Raw genomic sequence first — 18,323 nt, forward strand, 5'->3', positions numbered from 1 at the left:
AACTCTCCTGAAAGGAGAATGAATAAAATTTATAATGATTGCGAGTGTTCTTGAACTTGTCCTTTTTTCTTCTTTTTCTTTTTAAATGGCATTCCTGAAGCAAAGTCCGTTGTGGTTTTACTCAGTAGTCCTTTGAGGTAATTGGTTGGTTCCAATGGCTTCAAATACGTTTTAACGGACTGATCTTTTTTAAGATAATCGGTTTGTTGAACTGGCTTGAGGTAGGTTTTTAGTTCCGGTTTTACTAGTTTATCACTGTTTTCAAACCGTGTTGTGAGGGCTTTGACACTATAAGTTTTTCCTAGGTCGCTCCCATTAAATACGGTTTTGTTTTTGTTGTCGATAAATGTGACCCCGTATATAAATCCCGACTCATTTTGCCGGAATGCTATGTTAATATTCTGTTTTGCCATTTCGGTTATGAAAGTAGCTTTAGTAATATTAGCGTATTTACTGAATATAGATTCGATGGCTTCCTTTAAGTTTTCACGATATGCCTTTCGCTTCTCTAAGTTCTGCCCAAATTTTATTTCGAGGTTTTTTAAAGTTGGTTGGTTGTAAAGTGCGCTGGCTTTAATCGGAACACCCACTTGCTCACCTTTTTCATTAATGAGCGAATACATCAACCCATTTTTTTGAAACATTAAAGAATTTTCTTTTCCCCGGTCAGCAATTACGTTGAACTGTAGGAGTATAGAATTAAACTCTGCAAGCGAGGTAAATTTGTAAGTACTGACAACCGCATTTACAATGTTGTTGATTGCCCGCTTAGTGGGAATTTTTCCATAACTGGCCTTTTCTATATCAGCAGCTTTAATCCCTAGCGTATTGCTAAGTTGCCTACCTTCTGCCTTTATTAGATTAAACTCCTTTTCAATATCCTTTCTTGCAGTTTCTGATAGTGTTCTGCCGATGCCGTGCAGGTCTATCCGTTTTCCATCGGCTTTCATATTAGTAGTGGCTATGTGAATGTGCGGGTGGGCGGCATCATTATGTTTATAAACCAAGTAAGGTTGATCGCCAAAACCAATTTTATCCATATAAGCAATCGTAATTCGTTGCAACTGATCATCATTCAATTTATCTTCATTATCAAAATTCAATGATATATGTACTGCGTTCGTTTTTACTTTGCCGTTTAACATCGTAAGATGCTCAAATCGCTGTAACTTTTGGGTCAGGCTCATGCCGATAACATCCGTGGCAAACCCAATAGCCAACATTAAGCTAGCAGACTTCTCTAAAACTTTATTCTCATTATAGTGAAGCATACCCCTGATACTTTTGCCGCTTATGATTTTGGCAACCATTTATCTGCTAATTGTGATATAATGATTAGTAACTCCTCTACCTTAGTACCTACTTTTGTGTACAATTCTGTGGTCTTTAGTATGTAAAAAGCCTTTTGCGCTTCTTTTTCACTGGTGTGAAAATGCCTTGTCTGTTGATTGATGTTGATGCCAATTGCTTTAAGTTCTTTGCGGATTAGTGCCATCTCTTCCATTGGCGCATTCAGAGAGACGTCTCGGTAAAAGCAGTTAATCTTTTCATTTGAAAGCACCTTACGGGCTATTTCTCCGATAGATGCACAGTCACTTTCTTTCCTAATTTTTTCCAGCCTTTCGAAAGTCGTTTGAGTGACTCTTGTCCTGATCGAACAGGTATAAAGTTCTTGTTGGTTTACCGCTTTTTTCCTTGGCATTTTCAGCTCTTTTAAAATGTTTCAGACTTCGCAAGTTCCGCAGCGAAGTCCCGGCCTCAAGGACGGCAAGATATTTTTGTGGACAAAAATACATCTTGCTGCCCGCCACACGAGGGCCGGTGCTTACCGTTCGGCTTCTGCGAATTTGGTTCAGACTTTCTGAATTGATAGCAAATGTGAGGAGCATACCTTGCCGGGGTTCGCAATTGAAACGGTAGGTGCGGTAAATAAAAATAACAGGTTCCAATGCCCCATTCTAACGACAGAAAATTTGTGAAGTGATTATAATAGAACTGATTCATCCGTAAAATTTCTCGATTAATATCTCTCGCACCTTGCGCAATCCTTGCGATTAATCTATCTCAAATGGATGCAGATTTACGATCGTATAAAAGAAAGGTGAGATAAATGCAACAGGAAAAACGATCGATAACACCGGAAAAAGCCGTTAAAATCCTTCAGGAATATGGCACAATTTTATCCATAGATGAAGCAAAAAAAATCTTGGACTTCATGTATAAATTCGCTAAATTGGCAATAGATCAACAAGTTAACAAGAAAAAATAAAATCACTCCCGCTGATTATCTATGAAAATTGCAGACCTATATATACGTGTCAGTACAGATGAACAGGCTGATAAAGGCTACTCCCAACGCAACCAAGAGGATGTCCTTCTAAAATATTGCGAAATCAACAATATCAAAGTCCGGAAAGTATTATTTGAAGATCATTCAGCTAAAACATTTGAACGGCCTCAATGGAAAAACCTATTGGCTGAACTTAAAAAACATAAGGAAAAAACAGATTTAGTGCTTTTTACAAAATGGGATCGTTTTAGCCGTAACGCAAGTGATGCTTATCAAATGATTAGCACCCTACGAAAAATTGGAGTGGAGCCACAGGCTATCGAGCAGCCCCTAGATATGAATGTCCCGGAAAATAAGATGATGCTTGCCGTTTATCTGACCACACCGGAAATCGAAAATGACAGACGCGCATTAAACGTGAAACATGGGATGCGTCAAGCCAGAAAAGAGGGTCGGTGGATGGGCGTTGCCCCTCCGGGCTATGCTAACAAGGTTGACGAAAACGGAAGAAAGTATGTGGCTATTTCAGAGCCGCAGGCATCTCATATTAGGTGGGCTTTTGAACAAATCGCTGAGGGGATTTATTCCACTTCGGAGATATGGAGAATAGCAAGAGAAAGGGGATTAAAATGTAGTGTAAACAGTTTTTGGACGGCTATTAGAAATGTAGGCTATTGCGGGAAAGTATATGTGGCCGCTTATAAAAATGAAGAATCGTACTTAGTTAAAGGATTGCATGAGCCTATTATTCCTGAATCACTTTTTTACGATGTGCAGGATATACTTACGGGCAGAAAAAGAGATATAGCTCCACAAGGAATAACAATAGTCTCGCAAGAAAAACTTCCTCTAAGAGGATTTCTTAATTGCACAAAATGCTCCAGAGTGCTTACCGGTAGCGCATCAAAAGGCAGAAATGGATATCACCACTATTATCATTGCCGGTCTGCTTGTCGGGTGAGGCATAAGGCTTCTACCGTAAATATGGCATTCGTTGAAGAATTAAGAAAGTATATTCCTAAACCCGGAATGGCCGAATTATTCAAGGAGGTAATTTGCGATCTGTACAAAGATGGGAAGCAATTTGAACAGGATGAAAAGAGGAACCTAATATCCCAAATTACAGATAATAATAATCGTATTACTAAAGCCAGAGAACTTCTTTTAAATGATAGTATTGATCAAGCTGATTATAAATTAATTAAATCCGAAGCCAAAGAAAAGATTGTGAGGTTGGAAGCAAAGTTAACTGATTGTACTGCCGGGAGTGGTGCATGTGTCGATATTGATGCTCTCGTTTACAAAGCTATAGAAAACCTTAAAAAGCTTGATCTATTGTATTTAAACGCCGATATTGAAGGTCAGCGGTTTATTGTCGGTTCGATGTTCCCCGAAAAATGGACTTATTCAGAAACAGGACATCGAACCGCTTTAGTCAATGAAGCAGCACTTCTTATCTATCAGATTAACAACACGTTAGGCAATAAAAAAACCCGGATCAGAACGACCATTCGTACTGTATCCGGGTTTGTACTCAGAGCGGGAATCGAACCCGCACGACTTTTAAGGTCACAGGATTTTAAGTCCTGCGTGTCTACCAGTTCCACCATCTGAGCAGGTGTTAACCTTTTAAAATAAATGCCTTCATGATAGGTGAAGGCATTTAGAGCGAAAGACGAGATTCGAACTCGCGACCCCGACCTTGGCAAGGTCGTGCTCTACCAACTGAGCTACTTTCGCATTGGTATAATTAACATCATCCGATATTCCCGCTGTCTAGAAAGGCTTGTTTTACAATCCCTGTCTTTCCGTTTGGGAATGCAAATATAAACAGATTTCTATCGTTGTCAAGTTATTTCGAATAAAAAAAAGATGTGTTAGGATAAGTTATTGGATTTCAGTACCTCTAAAATTAAATCATTTTCAAAACCCTTAGTCATTAGATAGGTCACCAGCTTATATTTTCTTTTATAGGGATCACTTTCTTTTATAAGAGGTAATTTCTTTTCCGCTGTATCAAGAATAGTTTGTAAGTACTTGTCATAATCGATCGTATTTAAAGCAACCGCAATCATCTTATCCGTGATCTTCTTTAATTTCAATCCTTGCTTGATCTTGATCTTACCCCAATGTTTGATATTGAACTTACCAGATACATACGCCCTGGCAAACCTTTCCTCATTCAGGAAATTATTTTCAATAAGCTCAGAAATAACTTCTTCAACCTCATTTGGCCAAAGACCCCAATCATAAAGCTTAGACCTTACCTCCTGTTGCGAACGTTCCTGATAGGCACAGTAGTTCTCAGCCTTTACAAGTCCGGTCCGTTTATCGTATTTTATCTTTTTTTCAGGTTCCACTATGCAATGTTACTAATAATCACAATGTATAAACAACCGATTGTTAAATGTGGAGTAGCCAGGCTGTTGCTAATCAAGTAATCTTCGCTCCCTAAAAGTTCAACTATTTAGAATTGGATAGAATCAGCCTCAATTTTTTTGTAGTTCTTTGTATTATAAATTAAAGATATGAATTGGGTTTTAGTAATTATAGGCGGCCTATTCGAGGTAGGCTTTACTTTTTGCCTTGGTAAGATGAAAGATGCGACTGGTGCTGCAAAATATTGGTGGTTTGTATTTTTTCTTGCAGCACTACTTGCAAGCATGACCTTATTATGGAAGGCTACACAAACATTGCCAATTGGCACTGCTTATGCAGTCTGGACTGGAATAGGTGCGGTTGGCACAGTGCTAATGGGTATTTTTGTCTTCAATGAACCCGCTACTTTCTGGAGGCTACTGTTCATTACAACGCTCGTAGGGTCAATTGTTGGGCTAAAGTTCGTTTCAAACTAAACATCAGCAAAGGAAGCGTCACAAGGAATGTAAGGCAATAGTTAGAGCACTTTTAAAATATTAGCTTACGGTGTCCAACTACTAGTACTTAATTTTGTTTCCGTACTTAACACATTAACATACGTATTTTCATTGAAGTTTATTTATTGAACTTTGCCTCATAACACGTCTTATGGGTAAAAAAATTTTGGTTATTGAAAACGATGTAGACACAGCTTACATTATAATGGAAATTTTAAAGCAAGCTGGCTACGTAGTATTTCAAACTACGGTTGGTTCCTTTGATGTCGATCTTCGAATAATTCATCCCGATATAATTATAATTGACTATAAATTAGGAAATTTTATCAATGGCGCTCACTTGTGTGAAAAGATTAAAAACAATATCCTTACTGCTGATACACCAGCTATTTTGATTTCAGCATGCCCCGGACTGCCGGAGATTGCGTTAGCTTGCAAGGCGGACGCTTATATAGAAAAACCATTCGACATCAATTATTTTGTCTCAACGGTGAACATATTTGTTTGAATATTGGTTTATCCTATTATTTAGACAAATATGCAGTTTTTAGTAGGCTGTTCCGGCTTTCATTATAAACATTGGAGGGGGAAGTTTTATCCCGAAGGTCTTGCTGTTAAAAATTGGTTCGCCTTTTACTGCCAGTACTTTTCTACACTAGAACTCAATGTGACATTTTATCGGTTTCCAAAGCTGGAAACACTACAGGATTGGCACAAAAATTCACCCGCTAATTTTGTATTTTCGGTTAAAGTACCCAGGTCCATTACCCATTTTAAGAAGTTGAATGATACTTCCCGAATGCTTGGCGATTTTTACGGCCTCATTGGAGAAGGTCTGCAGAAAAAGTTAGGTAGCGTACTATTTCAGTTTCCCCCCAACTTTTCATACACAGAAATCAATATTCAAAGAATCATGGATAGCGTTGACCCAACTTTTGAAAACGTAGTTGAATTCAGACATAAAAGCTGGTGGAACGACGAAGCAATTGCTCGACTAGGTCAGCGGAACATTGCGTTTTGCGGTATGTCACATCCAGATTTTCCTGATGACCTAATTGCAAATACAACGCATGTTTATTATCGGCTACATGGAAGAGAGCATCTCTATGCCTCCGGCTACACTGATAACGAATTAAAAAACGTCATTAACCGAATCAACGAAACGCCAGCTTCAACTAAGGCTTATCTTTACTTTAACAATGATATTGAAGGCTATGCTGTTGAAAACGCCCGTTCTACAATTCGGATTGCGGAAAGTCACTAACGCGTTCCATTTAACAAAGCAAGCATCTTCAAGGTCTTGTTGTCTTTTCTGGAACCAAAGAACTTCTCTAAAACTTTCGTAAAAACTGGGTTTGTGTTTGGTACTTCCGAAAACAGTGTCATGGAGGAGTGTAGCTTAAGATCATCTGGACTGCCAAAGATTTTATAGGCATCTGCCGATTCTAGTTCTAATAAAGCAGAAGAAATAAGAACCAGTCTTGGACCCAAGACCCGATGTTGCATGAAGTGCTGGGCTTCTGCTAAATTCTCGACAGCGTAAAATTTGGCCGTATCGCTAAAACCAAGACCTTGGATTTGAGGAAAAATAAACCACATCCAGTGGGTTTGCTTCCTGCCTTGTTGAAGTTCAGAAAGTGCAGTTTGGAAAACGCCCTTTTGAGCTGCTATAAATCGTTCCAAGTTGTGTTCCATATGTTTTTTGATAGACATAGTATATAACCCTTTCAATGTCTTAAAGTTTAGCAAAGGGCTCCTGTTTTAGAGCAATTTAACATTAAACTACTGCTTATTTAAACTTATTCTAAATAAATTTGGCAATGTTGGCTTACACAATTACATTTGCATAGAATTAATCTAAATAAGCTAATGAAATATTTTTACTCCACCATGTTTATAGCTATGCTATTGCTGTCAAGCATTTCGCTCTCCGCACAGTTAGCCTCCGGAATTGCCAATGGCTCAATCCGTGGAAAAGTTAAGACGAACGATGGGCAGCCGGCTGCCTCTGTTACTGTTTTGATTGTTGAAAACAGCAAGAAAACCTCCACTAATGAATCTGGAGTATTCATCTTTCACAATCTCAAAAGTGGCGAGTACACTGTAAGAACTTCTTCAGTTGGTTTGCAAGTGCAAAGTCAGAAAGTAACTGTAGTGGATGGGGATGCTGTAACTGCAGACTTTACCTTAACAGAAAGTGGCTCACAATTAAATGAGATCGTGATATCAACTTATAAATCGCCAAATGCGAAATCTATCACTACTGGTAAAATCAGTATTCCGTCCAGGGATCTTCCACAAGCTTTACAAATAATTGGGACCCAGATCATTGCTGATCAACAAGCAAATCGGTTAAGCGATGTTTTAAAAAATGTTAACGGTGTGGCTTACGGTGAAAATAGAGGTGGTGTAAGTGGCGAGACTTTCTTCGCTCGCGGATATAGCCTTGGTGGAAACAACGTTTTTAAGAACGGTGCGCGTACCAGCACAGGCGGAATGCCGGAAACGAGTACTTTAGAATCAGTAGAAGTTTTGAAAGGAAGTGCTGCACTTTTATATGGTGGTGTTAGCGGGGGTGCTGTAGTAAATATGGTGACTAAAAAACCTAAGTTTGAAAACGGTGGCGAGGTTTCTTTTCGTACAGGAAGTTATGATCTATACAAACCAACGGTTGATCTATATGGCCCAATTAGTAAGAAGTTAGCTTTCCGTGCTATTGGTACTTATGAGGAAGCTGCGAGTTATAGAAACAACGTAAAGGCCGACAGGGTATATATAAATCCATCTTTGCTTTATAAGCTGTCTGATAAAACTGACATCTTACTCCAGGGTGACTACTTAAAAAGTGATTATACTCCTGATTTTGGTATCGGAACAATAGATAACAAGATCGTAAACATTGGTCGCGGCACCTATATTAATGCACCATGGGCATACAACAACACAAATACAGTTTCTTCGCAATTGAGTGTTAATCATCAGTTTAATGATAGCTGGAAAATCAATGTTCTTGGTTCATTACAGTCCTATAACAGAGATTATTATAGCACAGAACGCCCCTTCGCAAACGCCGCTGGAGTTGCGCTTCGTAATGTGACCCGATCAAAAACTCAAGAGTTTTCGTACAATCAGCAAATTAACTTAAACGGTGACGTAAACACTGGTGGAATTAACCACAAAATATTAATTGGTGCAGACGCGGATCAGTCTAAAACCACTTCGAATGGCTTTAATTACGGGCAAACTGGTTCGGCAACCTTCAATTATGGAAGTGTAAATCTTTTAGATCCAGCAACATTTTTTGGCAGTGGTGTTGAGCCGATAGCAAACAATATTAGCAGAACTAGAGCTCCAATATATAGAATGGGTGCTTTTGTGCAAGATTTGGTATCATTAACTGACCAATTTAAGGTTCTGGCCGGAATTCGTTACACGTTCCAAAAAACACCTGGCACAAATATTAATACATTCGCCACCAATACGACTACCAAAGGAGCAGGTAAAACTGAGAAAGCATTCTCTCCTAAATTAGCTTTGATCTATCAACCGCTAAAGACTAGCTCAATATACGTGAGTTATGCAAACAACTTGATTGCTAATACTGGTCTAGATATTTATGGAGCGACACTAGACCCTTCTCTGGTAGACCAATATGAAGCAGGTATCAAAAACGATTTCCTGAATGGGAAGTTATCAGCTAATATTACTGCCTACAGTATTAAAAATAACAACTTTGCCCAGCAGGCGTTGGTTAAAGCTGACGGCACTGGAAACGGCGACAGTAATATTAAAGAATTGAATGGCAAAACCCTAAGCGATGGTGTTGAATTAGACTTGACGGGAACAATATGGCCAGGACTAAACTTCATTGCAGGTTATAGCTATAATTTTATCCGGTATACGGAAACCCGTGATAAAACTTTAATTACTTATGATGTACCAGTGACGACTGCCAACCCTTCTGGAAAAGCAACTTCAACTGTAGGCGGTATTGTTGAAGGTCAACGTCTGGTAGGCACGACTAAGAATACAGCAAATGGATCTTTATTTTATACGCTTCAGGATGGCAAGTTAAAAGGTCTCAAAGTTGGAGCATCCGCCTATTACACTGGAAACAGAAATGGTGGTTATAATGATTCCAAAATCCAAACGGCAAGCAGATTGATTCCTTTGGGTGACTTTACTACATTTGACCTTTCAGGAGGTTATTCATGGAAAAATCTCTCGCTCCTTGCAAAGATCTCTAACATTACGAACGAGTTAAACTACTTTGTACATGAAAATTATAGTATTAATCCCATCGCCCCTCGTCAGTTCATCACGACTTTAGGGTACAGATTTTAGAAGGATCTATTCTTTTAAGCCGGCTATCTGTTCAGGTAGCCGGCTTTTTTCGTTCTAGTTGGAGAGCTGCAGTTTAGAATCAGTCTTTTAAACCATTGTTTTCAGCAGATGTTATCTGTATGAACTATGGAACCCTTTAATATCAGAATTAACTACAATGCTCAGGAACTCACCCTGACCATCCTTCCTAATACTGACATGCAATTTACCATCGTCTATTTTGGTGGAGTACTAGGGGTAGTGCAGTATCTGGGTCATTCCTGGGTTTTGATGGATCGCAATTCTATCCCTGAATCTGGGCTACCAGAATATAAAATGGGGTATAAAAACTCTCGTACGGAAATCGAGTTGACCACAGAAGTAGTCAATTACTTAGGGATAAAAATTAACAGCTTTTTATCTACTAATAGCAGTGAGCCAGTAAAAACGGTGCCAGCGCATCGTCGAAAAATAAGAGATTAGTCATCTAGGAGTATTAACTCAAATTATGCACTAATGTTGAGCGGAAGGTTGAACGAAAATGTAGAACCTTTTTCTAGTTCGCTTTGCACTTTTATCTCACTACCATGTAACTTGAGTACTTCAGATACTAGATACAAGCCAATCCCAAACCCGGTTACCTGGTGTTGCCGCTCGTCCTGTACACGATAAAATCTCTCGAAAAGCCGGGGCTGGTCAGCGGCTGAAATGCCATATCCCTGATCAGAGACCAGAAATCTCACATGGTCGCTTTCAACAGTGCATGCTACTGTGACCGTACTACCCTCTGGAGAATATTTGATTGCGTTGCCTATTAAATTGGTTAACACCTGAGACAATTTCTCATAATCGCCATTAATCATGGTACTTGGGCATGGCTTATAGTTTATAATATGAGCAGGTGCAATGGTAACGCTGTCTGCCACAACTTCGTCCATCAATTTCATCAAAGAAAAGTCTGAGCGGTTCAACGACATCTTCCCTTCTTCCAGTCTGGATAAGTTCAAGAAATCCCGAATCATTGTAGTCATCTTAAGAGTTTGATTATCTGCTCGATTTAACACGCTTATACTAAAAGTGTCATCACGTTCCTGGGCTTTTAGCAACGCAAGTTGGACATAGGAGCGCATGGACGTTAGCGGGGTTTTAAGTTCATGGCTAACAATCGCTATAAAATCATTCTTACGCTGCTCTTCCAGCTTTTTATCTGTGATATCCCTGGCAATTTTGGAAATCCCAATAATTCTCCCAGTTTGATCAATTAATGGTGAAATGGTTAAGGAGACGTCAAGAAGCGTACCTCTTTTAGTCAAACGTTTAGTCTCAAAATGGTCAACCCGCTTACCTGTTTTCAGTTTAGCTATAATCTCAGGTTCCTCCTGACGACGGTCAGAAGGTATCAGTTTTACGATAGACTCTCCTATCATTTCCGCTGCGCTGTAGCCAAATAAACGCTCTGCGGAACGGTTCCAACTAGTCACAATGCTGTCCAAATCCTTACTAATAATTGCATCGTCCGAATAAGATACAATTGCAGAAAGCATTGCACTATTTCCTTCGGCCTGTATCAGTTCCGCAATATCCCGGGCAATCTTTGAAACACCAATGATTAAACCCTGATTATCTTTCACTGGAGAAATAGTTAATGACACATTTATTTGCTTTCCATTTTTGGCAACCCTTATGGTCTGGAAATTCTGTATTCGTTCTCCCAGACGTATCTTACTCAGGAAAAGGGCTTCTTCATTAGTGCGGTCTGTTGGGATCAATTTTATGATAGAATGTCCTAACATTTCCGAAGCTAAATAACCAAAAATTCGCTCAGCAGAATGATTCCAGCTTGTAATGATGCCGTCCAGATCTTTACTAATAATTGCATCGTCTGAGGAATCTACGATCGCAGCAAGAATGGCGCTGCGTTCTTCGGCCAGGCGTAGTTTAGCTATTATCGCCTCCTGGCCCCTAATTTCAGCATTCATTTGAACCTCTCGTAACTGATGACCGTCGATTTGACTGTTCAGTTCCTCAATGTTTTCGCCTTGTGGTTTCTTGGATTCAAGCATATTTCTGTAAAAAAATTTAGTCCTAAGTTACATCACTAAGATGAAAATTGAAAATAGCGTCGCTTAATTGTGGGTTGAGCTTTATTCAAGCTTTAAATTTATAAAACTAATACATAATACTAAGTGTTGCATACCAAAAACAACGAACATGAAAACCAGCTTAAAAATTCCTGCACTATTTATTGTAGCTATTCTGCTTCAATCTTGCGCAAATAATGAAAATAAGGACGCTGCCAATGAAAAAACCACTGCGCTTGACTCTATCAAGGATTCCACCATGCTAAATGATACTGAACATGTTCATGATGCTGATGCGACCGATGAGACCACATTTTTACAAGCTGCAGCAGTAGGTGGTTTGATGGAAGTTGAGGCAGCAAATGCAGCAACCACACAGACTAAAGATCCTGCAGTAAAAGAGTTTGCAATGTTAATGCTAAAAGATCACGGAAAGGCTAATCAGGAGGTTGCGATGCTTGCCGGCAAAGTTTTAGCAACTATTCCGAAGACATTGCCAGAAGATCACGCAAAGCACCTACGTGACCTACAAGTCTTAAATGACCACAAATTTGATCAGCAATATATCACTATGATGCTTTCAGATCATGCTAAGACAGTTAAATTATTTACAGCCGGTCAGAAATTAACTAATCCTGATGTTAAAGCATTTGCAGCCAAAACACTCCCAATTATTCAGGCGCATTACAATAAAGCGGTAGCCATTGGCAAGACACTTAATTTAAGCAATGTGAATAACGGTGATGATCTACAAGAAGTAAGTCCATCCCCTGGCCAGACCAATTAAAGTATGGATAAAAATATTGCGATAGTCCAAACCAAAATATTGTTATGATCAACATCATTATTGCCGAAGACCAAAAGCTAGTTCGAAAGGGAATAAAGATGCTTCTTAAAGAAGATCCGGAATTAAACGTCGTAGGCGAAGCAGATAACGGTCTAGATGTTTTGAACTTATTAAGTAAGGACGTCCTGGCTGACTTGGTGCTCTCCGACATCGCCATGCCGGAAATGGACGGAATCAACTTGCTAAGCAAGCTTCGTGTACTTTACCCTAAAATAAAAATCGTTTTCCTATCAATGATTGATGATTTTGATCAAGTTGCGAAAGCAATTAATGAAGGTGCTCATGGGTTTTTGACTAAAGATATTGATAGATCAGAACTCTTCTTCGGAATAAAATTCGCAATGCAAGGCGGTGTTTATATTCCCGGCAAATTGACTGTACAGCTATTATCAAACTTTAAGTCTAAAGATTGTATGATAGACAACCGACGATTTAGTTCGCGAGAACTGGAAGTGCTGAATCTTATTGCGGGAGGCATGACAAATAATGAAATGGCTCAAAAGCTGTTCCTCAGTAAACGGACAATTGAGGGCCATCGCCAGGAACTGCTTAAAAAGACAAGTACAACGAATACTGCTAGTCTGATTAGAAAGGCTGTTTTAAGTAATATTATTCAATAAAAAATTGAACTTTCCGGATAGGAACGTTTGAAAACTAGCAAGTATTTGACCCCAAAATGTGGCTCCTGACTGCGGAGAATACGTATTGTACCAATACATAAAACAAACAGGACGCAAATTTTTTATACAATAGGAAACTATTCACCAATATAACAATCGTTTATGTTAGCAAGAACTATAGAGGCCCATATCGGGTCAGGGCTGAACAGCGGCCTATGCCAGAGATTTTACACCCGGAAGATGCTATTGTGAGGGTTACTCGCACTTGTATTTGCGGATCAGACCTTCATCTTTATCATGGGATGGTGCCGGATACCCGGGTAGGTTCGACGTTTGGTCACGAGTTTACTGGGATCGTTGAAGAAGTTGGCCCTTTAGTACAGAATCTGAAAGTCGGCGACCAGGTGCTGGTTCCGTTCAATGTAGCATGTGGAAAATGTAACTTTTGTAAGCAAGGTTTATTTGGTAATTGCCACGAATCTAATCCAATGGCAACTGCTGTTGGCGGAATATTCGGTTATTCGCATACTGCAGGCGGTTATGATGGTGGTCAAGCGGAATACGTGAGGGTACCTTATGCTGATGTGGGTCCAACAGTAATACCTGCAGAAATGGATCCGGATGATGCGGTGTTGCTTACAGATGTTGTTCCTACAGGATACCAGGCCGCTGAAATGGGTGGAATCAAGCAAGGCGATACGGTAGTAATATTTGGTGCAGGTCCAATTGGGATTATGGCGGCGCGTTGTGCCTGGTTCTTTGGTCCTTCACGGGTGATTATAATTGATCACGTAGATTACAGACTTGAGTTTGCTAAGAACTATGCTAAGTGTGAAGCCTATAATTTCAAGGATATGGCAGATCCAGTAATGTTTATAAAGAAGACTACAGATTGGTTTGGTGCGGATGTTTGTATCGACTGCGTTGGATGTGAAGCTGAAGGAAATACGCTTCAAACGTTTAGTGGACGTGTCATGTTGATGCAGGCAGGCGCAGGAACTGCATTGCAGTGGGCAATTAATTCAGTTAAAAAAGGTGGTATTGTCTCGATAGTTGGCGTATATGGCCCCCCTTTTAACTTAATTCCTATTGGTAATGTTGTTAATAAGGGGATAACAATCAGAGCCAACCAGGCATCTGTGAAGCGATTGCTTCCTAAGCTTATTGATCATGTACTTTCGGGGAGATTAAACCCAAAGGGACTAATTACTCACAGAGTGCCTCTTGCAGAGGTGGCAGATGCGTACCGATTGTTCTCATCTAAACTTGACAATTGCATTAAGACCGTATTGATCCCTTAAACATTAAGAAATGGAAACAAACAATTTTGATTATAAAGAGATACCTGGCTGGGGAATGGACGCTGATCCAGAGAACGAGCCAAATTATCCAATGAAGAATTACACAGGTGACGACCATAACCGAAGTCACTACGAACGTGCTGAGCAACAACCTGAATCTGTGGAAGTATTGATGTCTACCGAGCGTCCTGCAATGACACGGGTATTTGGAACTTCCGTTCCGCCATCTGGTCTGAGTGGGGTCATAAGACGCTATGCTTTCAAACATAGCGAGGACCGTTACCGCCATTGGATTCCACTTATTCTTGCCGACCGTATTAATGTTTTCGAAGGAATTATAGAAGATTTCGCCAAAGGACATGTACCAAATATCGTGTCAGAAAGAGGATGGAAAGTCGAATGGAAATACAACCCAAAAGGAATGGCTACTAAAGTTGCGACGCTCACTGCAATAGGCGTTGTATTGTACTTTTCAATGCGTAAAAAAAGGAAGAAAACCTGGTTTTAATTATGTTTAAAATATGAAGAAAAGTTATAATTCAATCGGTTCTGAGGAATCATCACAAAAAAATTTATTGTGCTTCTCACATTTACGCTGGGATTTCGTTTTTCAACGTCCGCAACATTTGTTGACACGTTTTTCGCAGGACTTGAATGTCTTCTTTCTTGAGGAGCCGATTTTTGACACAATAGAAATGGCTTATCTTGAGGTCGACAAAAAGTCCGATACTTTAACCGTTTTAAGACCGCATTTCAAGTCTGGGCTTAGTACCGAAGAAACTAATTCTTCGTTAAAGTCCATCGTTGATAAATTCCTTTATAAAGAGGATTTGCAGGAATGGATATTCTGGTATTATACACCAATGGCGCTTTCTTTTTCTTCACACCTTAAACCCTATACAATTATATTCGATTGTATGGACGAACTATCTGCTTTCGACTTTGCACCAAAAGAACTTTTGGACTTAGAAAAGAAGTTGCTAAGGGTATCAGATCTTGTCTTCACAGGCGGTTATTCGCTTTATGAAGCTAAAAAACATCATCATGGCAACATTTTTGCATTTCCAAGCAGCATCGATAAACAGCATTTCGCGTCATCCAGATTGATAAAGACTGAACCTGAAGATCAGGCAAGAGTAAAAGGTGTAAAAGTTGGATTTTTCGGCGTGATTGATGAAAGGTTTGACCTTGAACTTATAAATCATATTGCGCAGCAGCGACCTGATTGGCAAATAATTCTTATTGGACCTGTGGTTAAGATTGATCCTTCGAGTTTGCCAAAACATCCTAATATTACCTACATGGGTCAGAGATCTTATCAGCAATTGCCGGGATACTTATCCGGGTGGGATCTAGCAATGATTCCTTTTAAACTTAATGAATCGACCCGGTTTATTAGCCCAACGAAGACCCCGGAGTATTTAGCTGCTGGTGTACCGGTGGTCTCTACGCCTATTCGTGATGTAATTAATCCTTACGGATTGCAAGGACTAGTACAAGTAGCAGGAACGAAGGAAGAATTTTTATCTGCCGCTGACACACTATTGAGTGTTAAAAAATCTTCTAAATGGTTAGCGAAAGTAGATGCATTTTTAGCTGACAAGTCTTGGGATAACACCTATTCCCAGATGAAAAGCAAGATATCTCAGGTTCAGGCTCAAGACAAATTGCTGGCAAGCTAATATGGATAACACTCCTTTTAGATCCTTTTGGATGGCAGGTTATGAATGTACTGACCAACTCAACCACTACGGTAACCGGGTAGACTTACTTAGCCTTACTGGTCACATTGATCAGATTCATGAAGATTACGACTTACTTTCACAACTTAATATTAGCACTGTTAGAGAGGGAATCCGTTGGAGTAAGGTAGAAGAGCGGCCTTATGTATATAATTTTTCAACGGTTGAGTTGATGATCAAAGCTGGAAAAGACAAAGGCATCCAACAGATATGGGATATATGCCACTTTGGATTTCCAGATGACCTGTCTCCCTTGCACCCCCACTTTTCAAGCCGGTTTGTCGCCTTGTGTGAGGCCTTCGTCCGGTTTTATAGAGGTATTTCACCTGAAGGATTACTAATTGTGACTCCAATTAATGAAGTAGGATTTATATCCTGGCTCGGCGGTGATCATGCTAGCACTACCCCATATTGCAAAGGAATGGGTTGGGATGTAAAATATTCGTTGATTCGAGCTTATATTCAGGGCATTAAAGCTATGAAAGCTATCGATGAAACGATACTTATAATGAGTACGGAGCCAATAGTGAATATTGTACCGCCACTTAATGCTTCTGATGCTGAAATTTTAAATTCTAATGAACAACACGAGATACAATATCAGGCCTTAGATATGCTTACAGGTAAAATGTGTCCTGAACTTGGTGGTGAATCTGGACTCATTGATTACATGGGATTCAATTTCTATTATAATAATCAGTGGATATCTAATCTGTTTGAGTTCCTGCCATGGGCAAACCTTGAGCCTGATCCCAGATGGAGGGGCCTTTCTTCACTGCTTCTAGAGGCCTATCAGAGATACGGTCAACCAGTGATAATCGCTGAGACAAGTCATTCTGGCGAACATAGACCAAATTGGTTAGAACTGATTACTAAAGAATGTATTAAGGCAATAGAGTTTGGCGTACCGTTAGAAGGCATTTGTCTTTACCCAATTATTGACCGCCCAGATTGGGATCACTTGCATAACTGGCATCATTCAGGTCTTTGGGACGCAAGTGAAAGCCAGCCAAATGCAAGGTGGTTAAATCAACCGTATGCCTCAGCCTTATTAGAATCGCAATTCCTTTTGGCTGAGCATTTAGTTGAATCTGTTACTCTGAAAAATGAGTTTTGACCTTTTTTAAGGCAGAACCGATAATTTGGTGCATATCGTAGTATTTATATTCTGCAAGTCTACCTCCAAAAATTACATTACGTTCCTGGTCTGAGAGTGCTTTATATTTTAGATATAACTCAGTATTTCGAGCATCATTTACAGGATAATATGCTTCTTTCTCCGGGGTCCATTCTTCCGGATACTCTTTAGTAACTACCGTTTTGGCTTGAGTACCGAACTCGAAGTGTTTATGTTCGATTGTTCTGGTATAAGGTATATGCTGTTCTGTGTAGTTAATAACGGCATTACCTTGATAATTTTCCTGATCGTATACGGTATGTTCAAATCTAAGACTTCTATATTCTAGTTTTCCGAACTGATATCCATAATACTGGTCAATATTTCCGGTAAAAACAATTTGATCAGCCATGCTGTTCCAGCGTTCCCTGTCTGCAAAATAATCAACACCAAGTTCTACGGTAATACCGGCCAACAAGCCTTCAGTTAATTTATTATATCCGCCAATTGGAATCCCCTGATATTTATCATCAAAATAGTTATTATCATAAGTATAGCGAACAGGTAAACGTTTAATAATAAATGCAGGTAGCTCAGTAGCTGCTCTGCCCCATTGCTTTTCTGTATAGCCTTTAATTATCTTATAGTAAATGTCTGTCCCAATAAGCGAAATTGCTTGTTCTTCAAGATTTGCTGGAGTGCCGCTTTTGTTCTGATCTATTTGGGACTGGATCTTTGCTTTAGCTTCTTCAGGGGTTTTAACTTTCCATAACTGATAAAAGGTATTCATGTTGAAAGGTAAATTATACAAAGTTCCCTCAAAGTTAGCCAACGGACTGTTCGTATAGCGGTTAAATTCTACAAACGAATTAACATAATCCCAGATTTGACGGTCATTGGTATGAAAAATATGTGCTCCATATTTATGGACATTTATTCCTTCAATATGATCACAATAAACATTTCCACCGGCGTGCTCTCGCTTATCTATCACTAGACAACGTTTGCCGCGTTTGGTAGCTTCGTGTGCAAAGACACAGCCGAACAAGCCACTTCCAACTATTAGATAATCGTATACAGAACTTTCTTTAATCATTTATTTAGATGTTATACAGCCTTTAAGCGG

At 39.5% G+C, this 18,323-nt stretch carries 17 protein-coding genes, 2 tRNA genes and 1 pseudogene; 12 read left to right on the top strand and 8 right to left on the bottom strand.

What is annotated here, in order from left to right:
• Window positions 1-29: 29 nt before the first annotated feature.
• Together WKF66_RS07550 and WKF66_RS07555 are read right to left on the bottom strand one after the other, a co-directional pair.
• Window positions 30-1,310 (bottom strand): relaxase/mobilization nuclease domain-containing protein, encoded by a 1,281-nt coding sequence (locus tag WKF66_RS07550; protein ID WP_489673819.1) that lies wholly within the window; start codon window positions 1,308-1,310, stop codon window positions 30-32.
• Window positions 1,292-1,702, bottom strand: a complete 411-nt coding sequence (locus WKF66_RS07555) for a mobilization protein (RefSeq protein ID WP_489673820.1) — start codon at window positions 1,700-1,702, stop codon at window positions 1,292-1,294. Before WKF66_RS07555 ends, WKF66_RS07550 begins: the two co-directional genes overlap by 19 nt.
• 588 nt (window positions 1,703-2,290) lie before the next feature.
• Here WKF66_RS07555 and WKF66_RS07560 point away from each other — a divergent pair.
• Window positions 2,291-3,073, top strand: a pseudogene (locus tag WKF66_RS07560) (recombinase family protein); the annotation flags it as partial.
• A gap of 748 nt (window positions 3,074-3,821) precedes the next feature.
• On the opposite strand, the gene WKF66_RS07565 reads toward WKF66_RS07560, so the two are convergent.
• From WKF66_RS07565 to WKF66_RS07575, 3 genes are all read right to left on the bottom strand, one after another.
• Window positions 3,822-3,906 (bottom strand) — tRNA-Leu (locus WKF66_RS07565).
• Between the two features lie 51 nt (window positions 3,907-3,957).
• Window positions 3,958-4,030, bottom strand: a tRNA-Gly gene (locus WKF66_RS07570).
• Window positions 4,031-4,167: 137 nt separating this feature from the next.
• Window positions 4,168-4,650, bottom strand: coding sequence for a regulatory protein RecX (locus WKF66_RS07575; RefSeq protein WP_489673821.1), 483 nt, complete (start codon window positions 4,648-4,650; stop codon window positions 4,168-4,170).
• Window positions 4,651-4,818: 168 nt separating this feature from the next.
• On the opposite strand from WKF66_RS07575, the gene WKF66_RS07580 reads away from it, so the two are divergent.
• The 3 genes from WKF66_RS07580 (at window position 4,819) to WKF66_RS07590 (ending at window position 6,430) form a co-directional block, all read left to right on the top strand.
• Complete coding sequence (locus WKF66_RS07580) at window positions 4,819-5,145, top strand: DMT family transporter (RefSeq protein ID WP_489673822.1); 327 nt, start codon at window positions 4,819-4,821, stop codon at window positions 5,143-5,145.
• Between the two features lie 172 nt (window positions 5,146-5,317).
• On the top strand, window positions 5,318-5,674 hold the full coding sequence (locus WKF66_RS07585) for a response regulator (RefSeq protein ID WP_489673823.1): 357 nt from the start codon (window positions 5,318-5,320) through the stop codon (window positions 5,672-5,674).
• A gap of 30 nt (window positions 5,675-5,704) precedes the next feature.
• Window positions 5,705-6,430, top strand: coding sequence for a DUF72 domain-containing protein (locus WKF66_RS07590; RefSeq protein WP_489673824.1), 726 nt, complete (start codon window positions 5,705-5,707; stop codon window positions 6,428-6,430).
• Here WKF66_RS07590 and WKF66_RS07595 read toward each other — a convergent pair.
• Entirely contained in the window at window positions 6,427-6,861 is a 435-nt protein-coding gene (locus WKF66_RS07595) for a DUF1810 domain-containing protein (protein WP_489673825.1), read from the bottom strand. The two genes, WKF66_RS07590 and WKF66_RS07595, sit on opposite strands and share 4 nt — an antisense overlap.
• Before the next feature lie 174 nt (window positions 6,862-7,035).
• Between WKF66_RS07595 and WKF66_RS07600 the strand changes: the two genes are divergently transcribed.
• Together WKF66_RS07600 and WKF66_RS07605 are read left to right on the top strand one after the other, a co-directional pair.
• Window positions 7,036-9,510, top strand: a complete 2,475-nt coding sequence (locus WKF66_RS07600) for a TonB-dependent receptor domain-containing protein (RefSeq protein WP_489673826.1) — start codon at window positions 7,036-7,038, stop codon at window positions 9,508-9,510.
• Window positions 9,511-9,636: 126 nt separating this feature from the next.
• On the top strand, window positions 9,637-9,972 hold the full coding sequence (locus tag WKF66_RS07605) for a hypothetical protein (RefSeq protein WP_489673827.1): 336 nt from the start codon (window positions 9,637-9,639) through the stop codon (window positions 9,970-9,972).
• A 23-nt stretch (window positions 9,973-9,995) separates the two neighbouring features.
• Here the strand turns inward: WKF66_RS07605 and WKF66_RS07610 are convergent, their stop codons facing one another.
• The gene (locus WKF66_RS07610; protein WP_489673828.1) at window positions 9,996-11,552 is read right to left on the bottom strand and encodes a PAS domain S-box protein; all 1,557 of its coding nucleotides are present in this window, start codon (window positions 11,550-11,552) and stop codon (window positions 9,996-9,998) included.
• A gap of 148 nt (window positions 11,553-11,700) precedes the next feature.
• Between WKF66_RS07610 and WKF66_RS07615 the strand changes: the two genes are divergently transcribed.
• The 6 genes from WKF66_RS07615 to WKF66_RS07640 all read left to right on the top strand — a co-directional run bounded on the left by WKF66_RS07615 (window position 11,701) and on the right by WKF66_RS07640 (window position 17,197).
• Window positions 11,701-12,357 (top strand): DUF4142 domain-containing protein, encoded by a 657-nt coding sequence (locus WKF66_RS07615; RefSeq protein ID WP_489673829.1) that lies wholly within the window; start codon window positions 11,701-11,703, stop codon window positions 12,355-12,357.
• Window positions 12,358-12,401: 44 nt separating this feature from the next.
• The gene (locus WKF66_RS07620) at window positions 12,402-13,037 is read left to right on the top strand and encodes a response regulator (RefSeq protein WP_489673830.1); all 636 of its coding nucleotides are present in this window, start codon (window positions 12,402-12,404) and stop codon (window positions 13,035-13,037) included.
• A gap of 215 nt (window positions 13,038-13,252) precedes the next feature.
• On the top strand, window positions 13,253-14,338 hold the full coding sequence (locus WKF66_RS07625) for a zinc-dependent alcohol dehydrogenase (protein WP_489673831.1): 1,086 nt from the start codon (window positions 13,253-13,255) through the stop codon (window positions 14,336-14,338).
• 10 nt (window positions 14,339-14,348) lie between these two features.
• A complete protein-coding gene (locus WKF66_RS07630; RefSeq protein WP_489673832.1) occupies window positions 14,349-14,846 on the top strand; it encodes a hypothetical protein in 498 nt (165 codons plus the stop codon).
• 13 nt (window positions 14,847-14,859) lie between these two features.
• A complete protein-coding gene (locus tag WKF66_RS07635; RefSeq protein ID WP_489673833.1) occupies window positions 14,860-16,020 on the top strand; it encodes a glycosyltransferase in 1,161 nt (386 codons plus the stop codon).
• Between the two features lies 1 nt (window position 16,021).
• Window positions 16,022-17,197 (top strand): amine oxidase, encoded by a 1,176-nt coding sequence (locus WKF66_RS07640; protein ID WP_489673834.1) that lies wholly within the window; start codon window positions 16,022-16,024, stop codon window positions 17,195-17,197.
• On the opposite strand, the gene glf is transcribed toward WKF66_RS07640, so the two are convergent.
• Window positions 17,175-18,293 carry a UDP-galactopyranose mutase gene (glf, locus tag WKF66_RS07645; RefSeq protein ID WP_489673835.1) on the bottom strand — a complete coding sequence of 373 codons (1,119 nt, stop codon included), beginning with the start codon at window positions 18,291-18,293 and terminating at the stop codon, window positions 17,175-17,177. The genes WKF66_RS07640 and glf overlap by 23 nt on opposite strands.
• Window positions 18,294-18,323: the final 30 nt, after the last annotated feature.

The organism is Pedobacter sp., assembly GCF_037719805.1.
GTDB lineage: Bacteria > Bacteroidota > Bacteroidia > Sphingobacteriales > Sphingobacteriaceae > Pedobacter.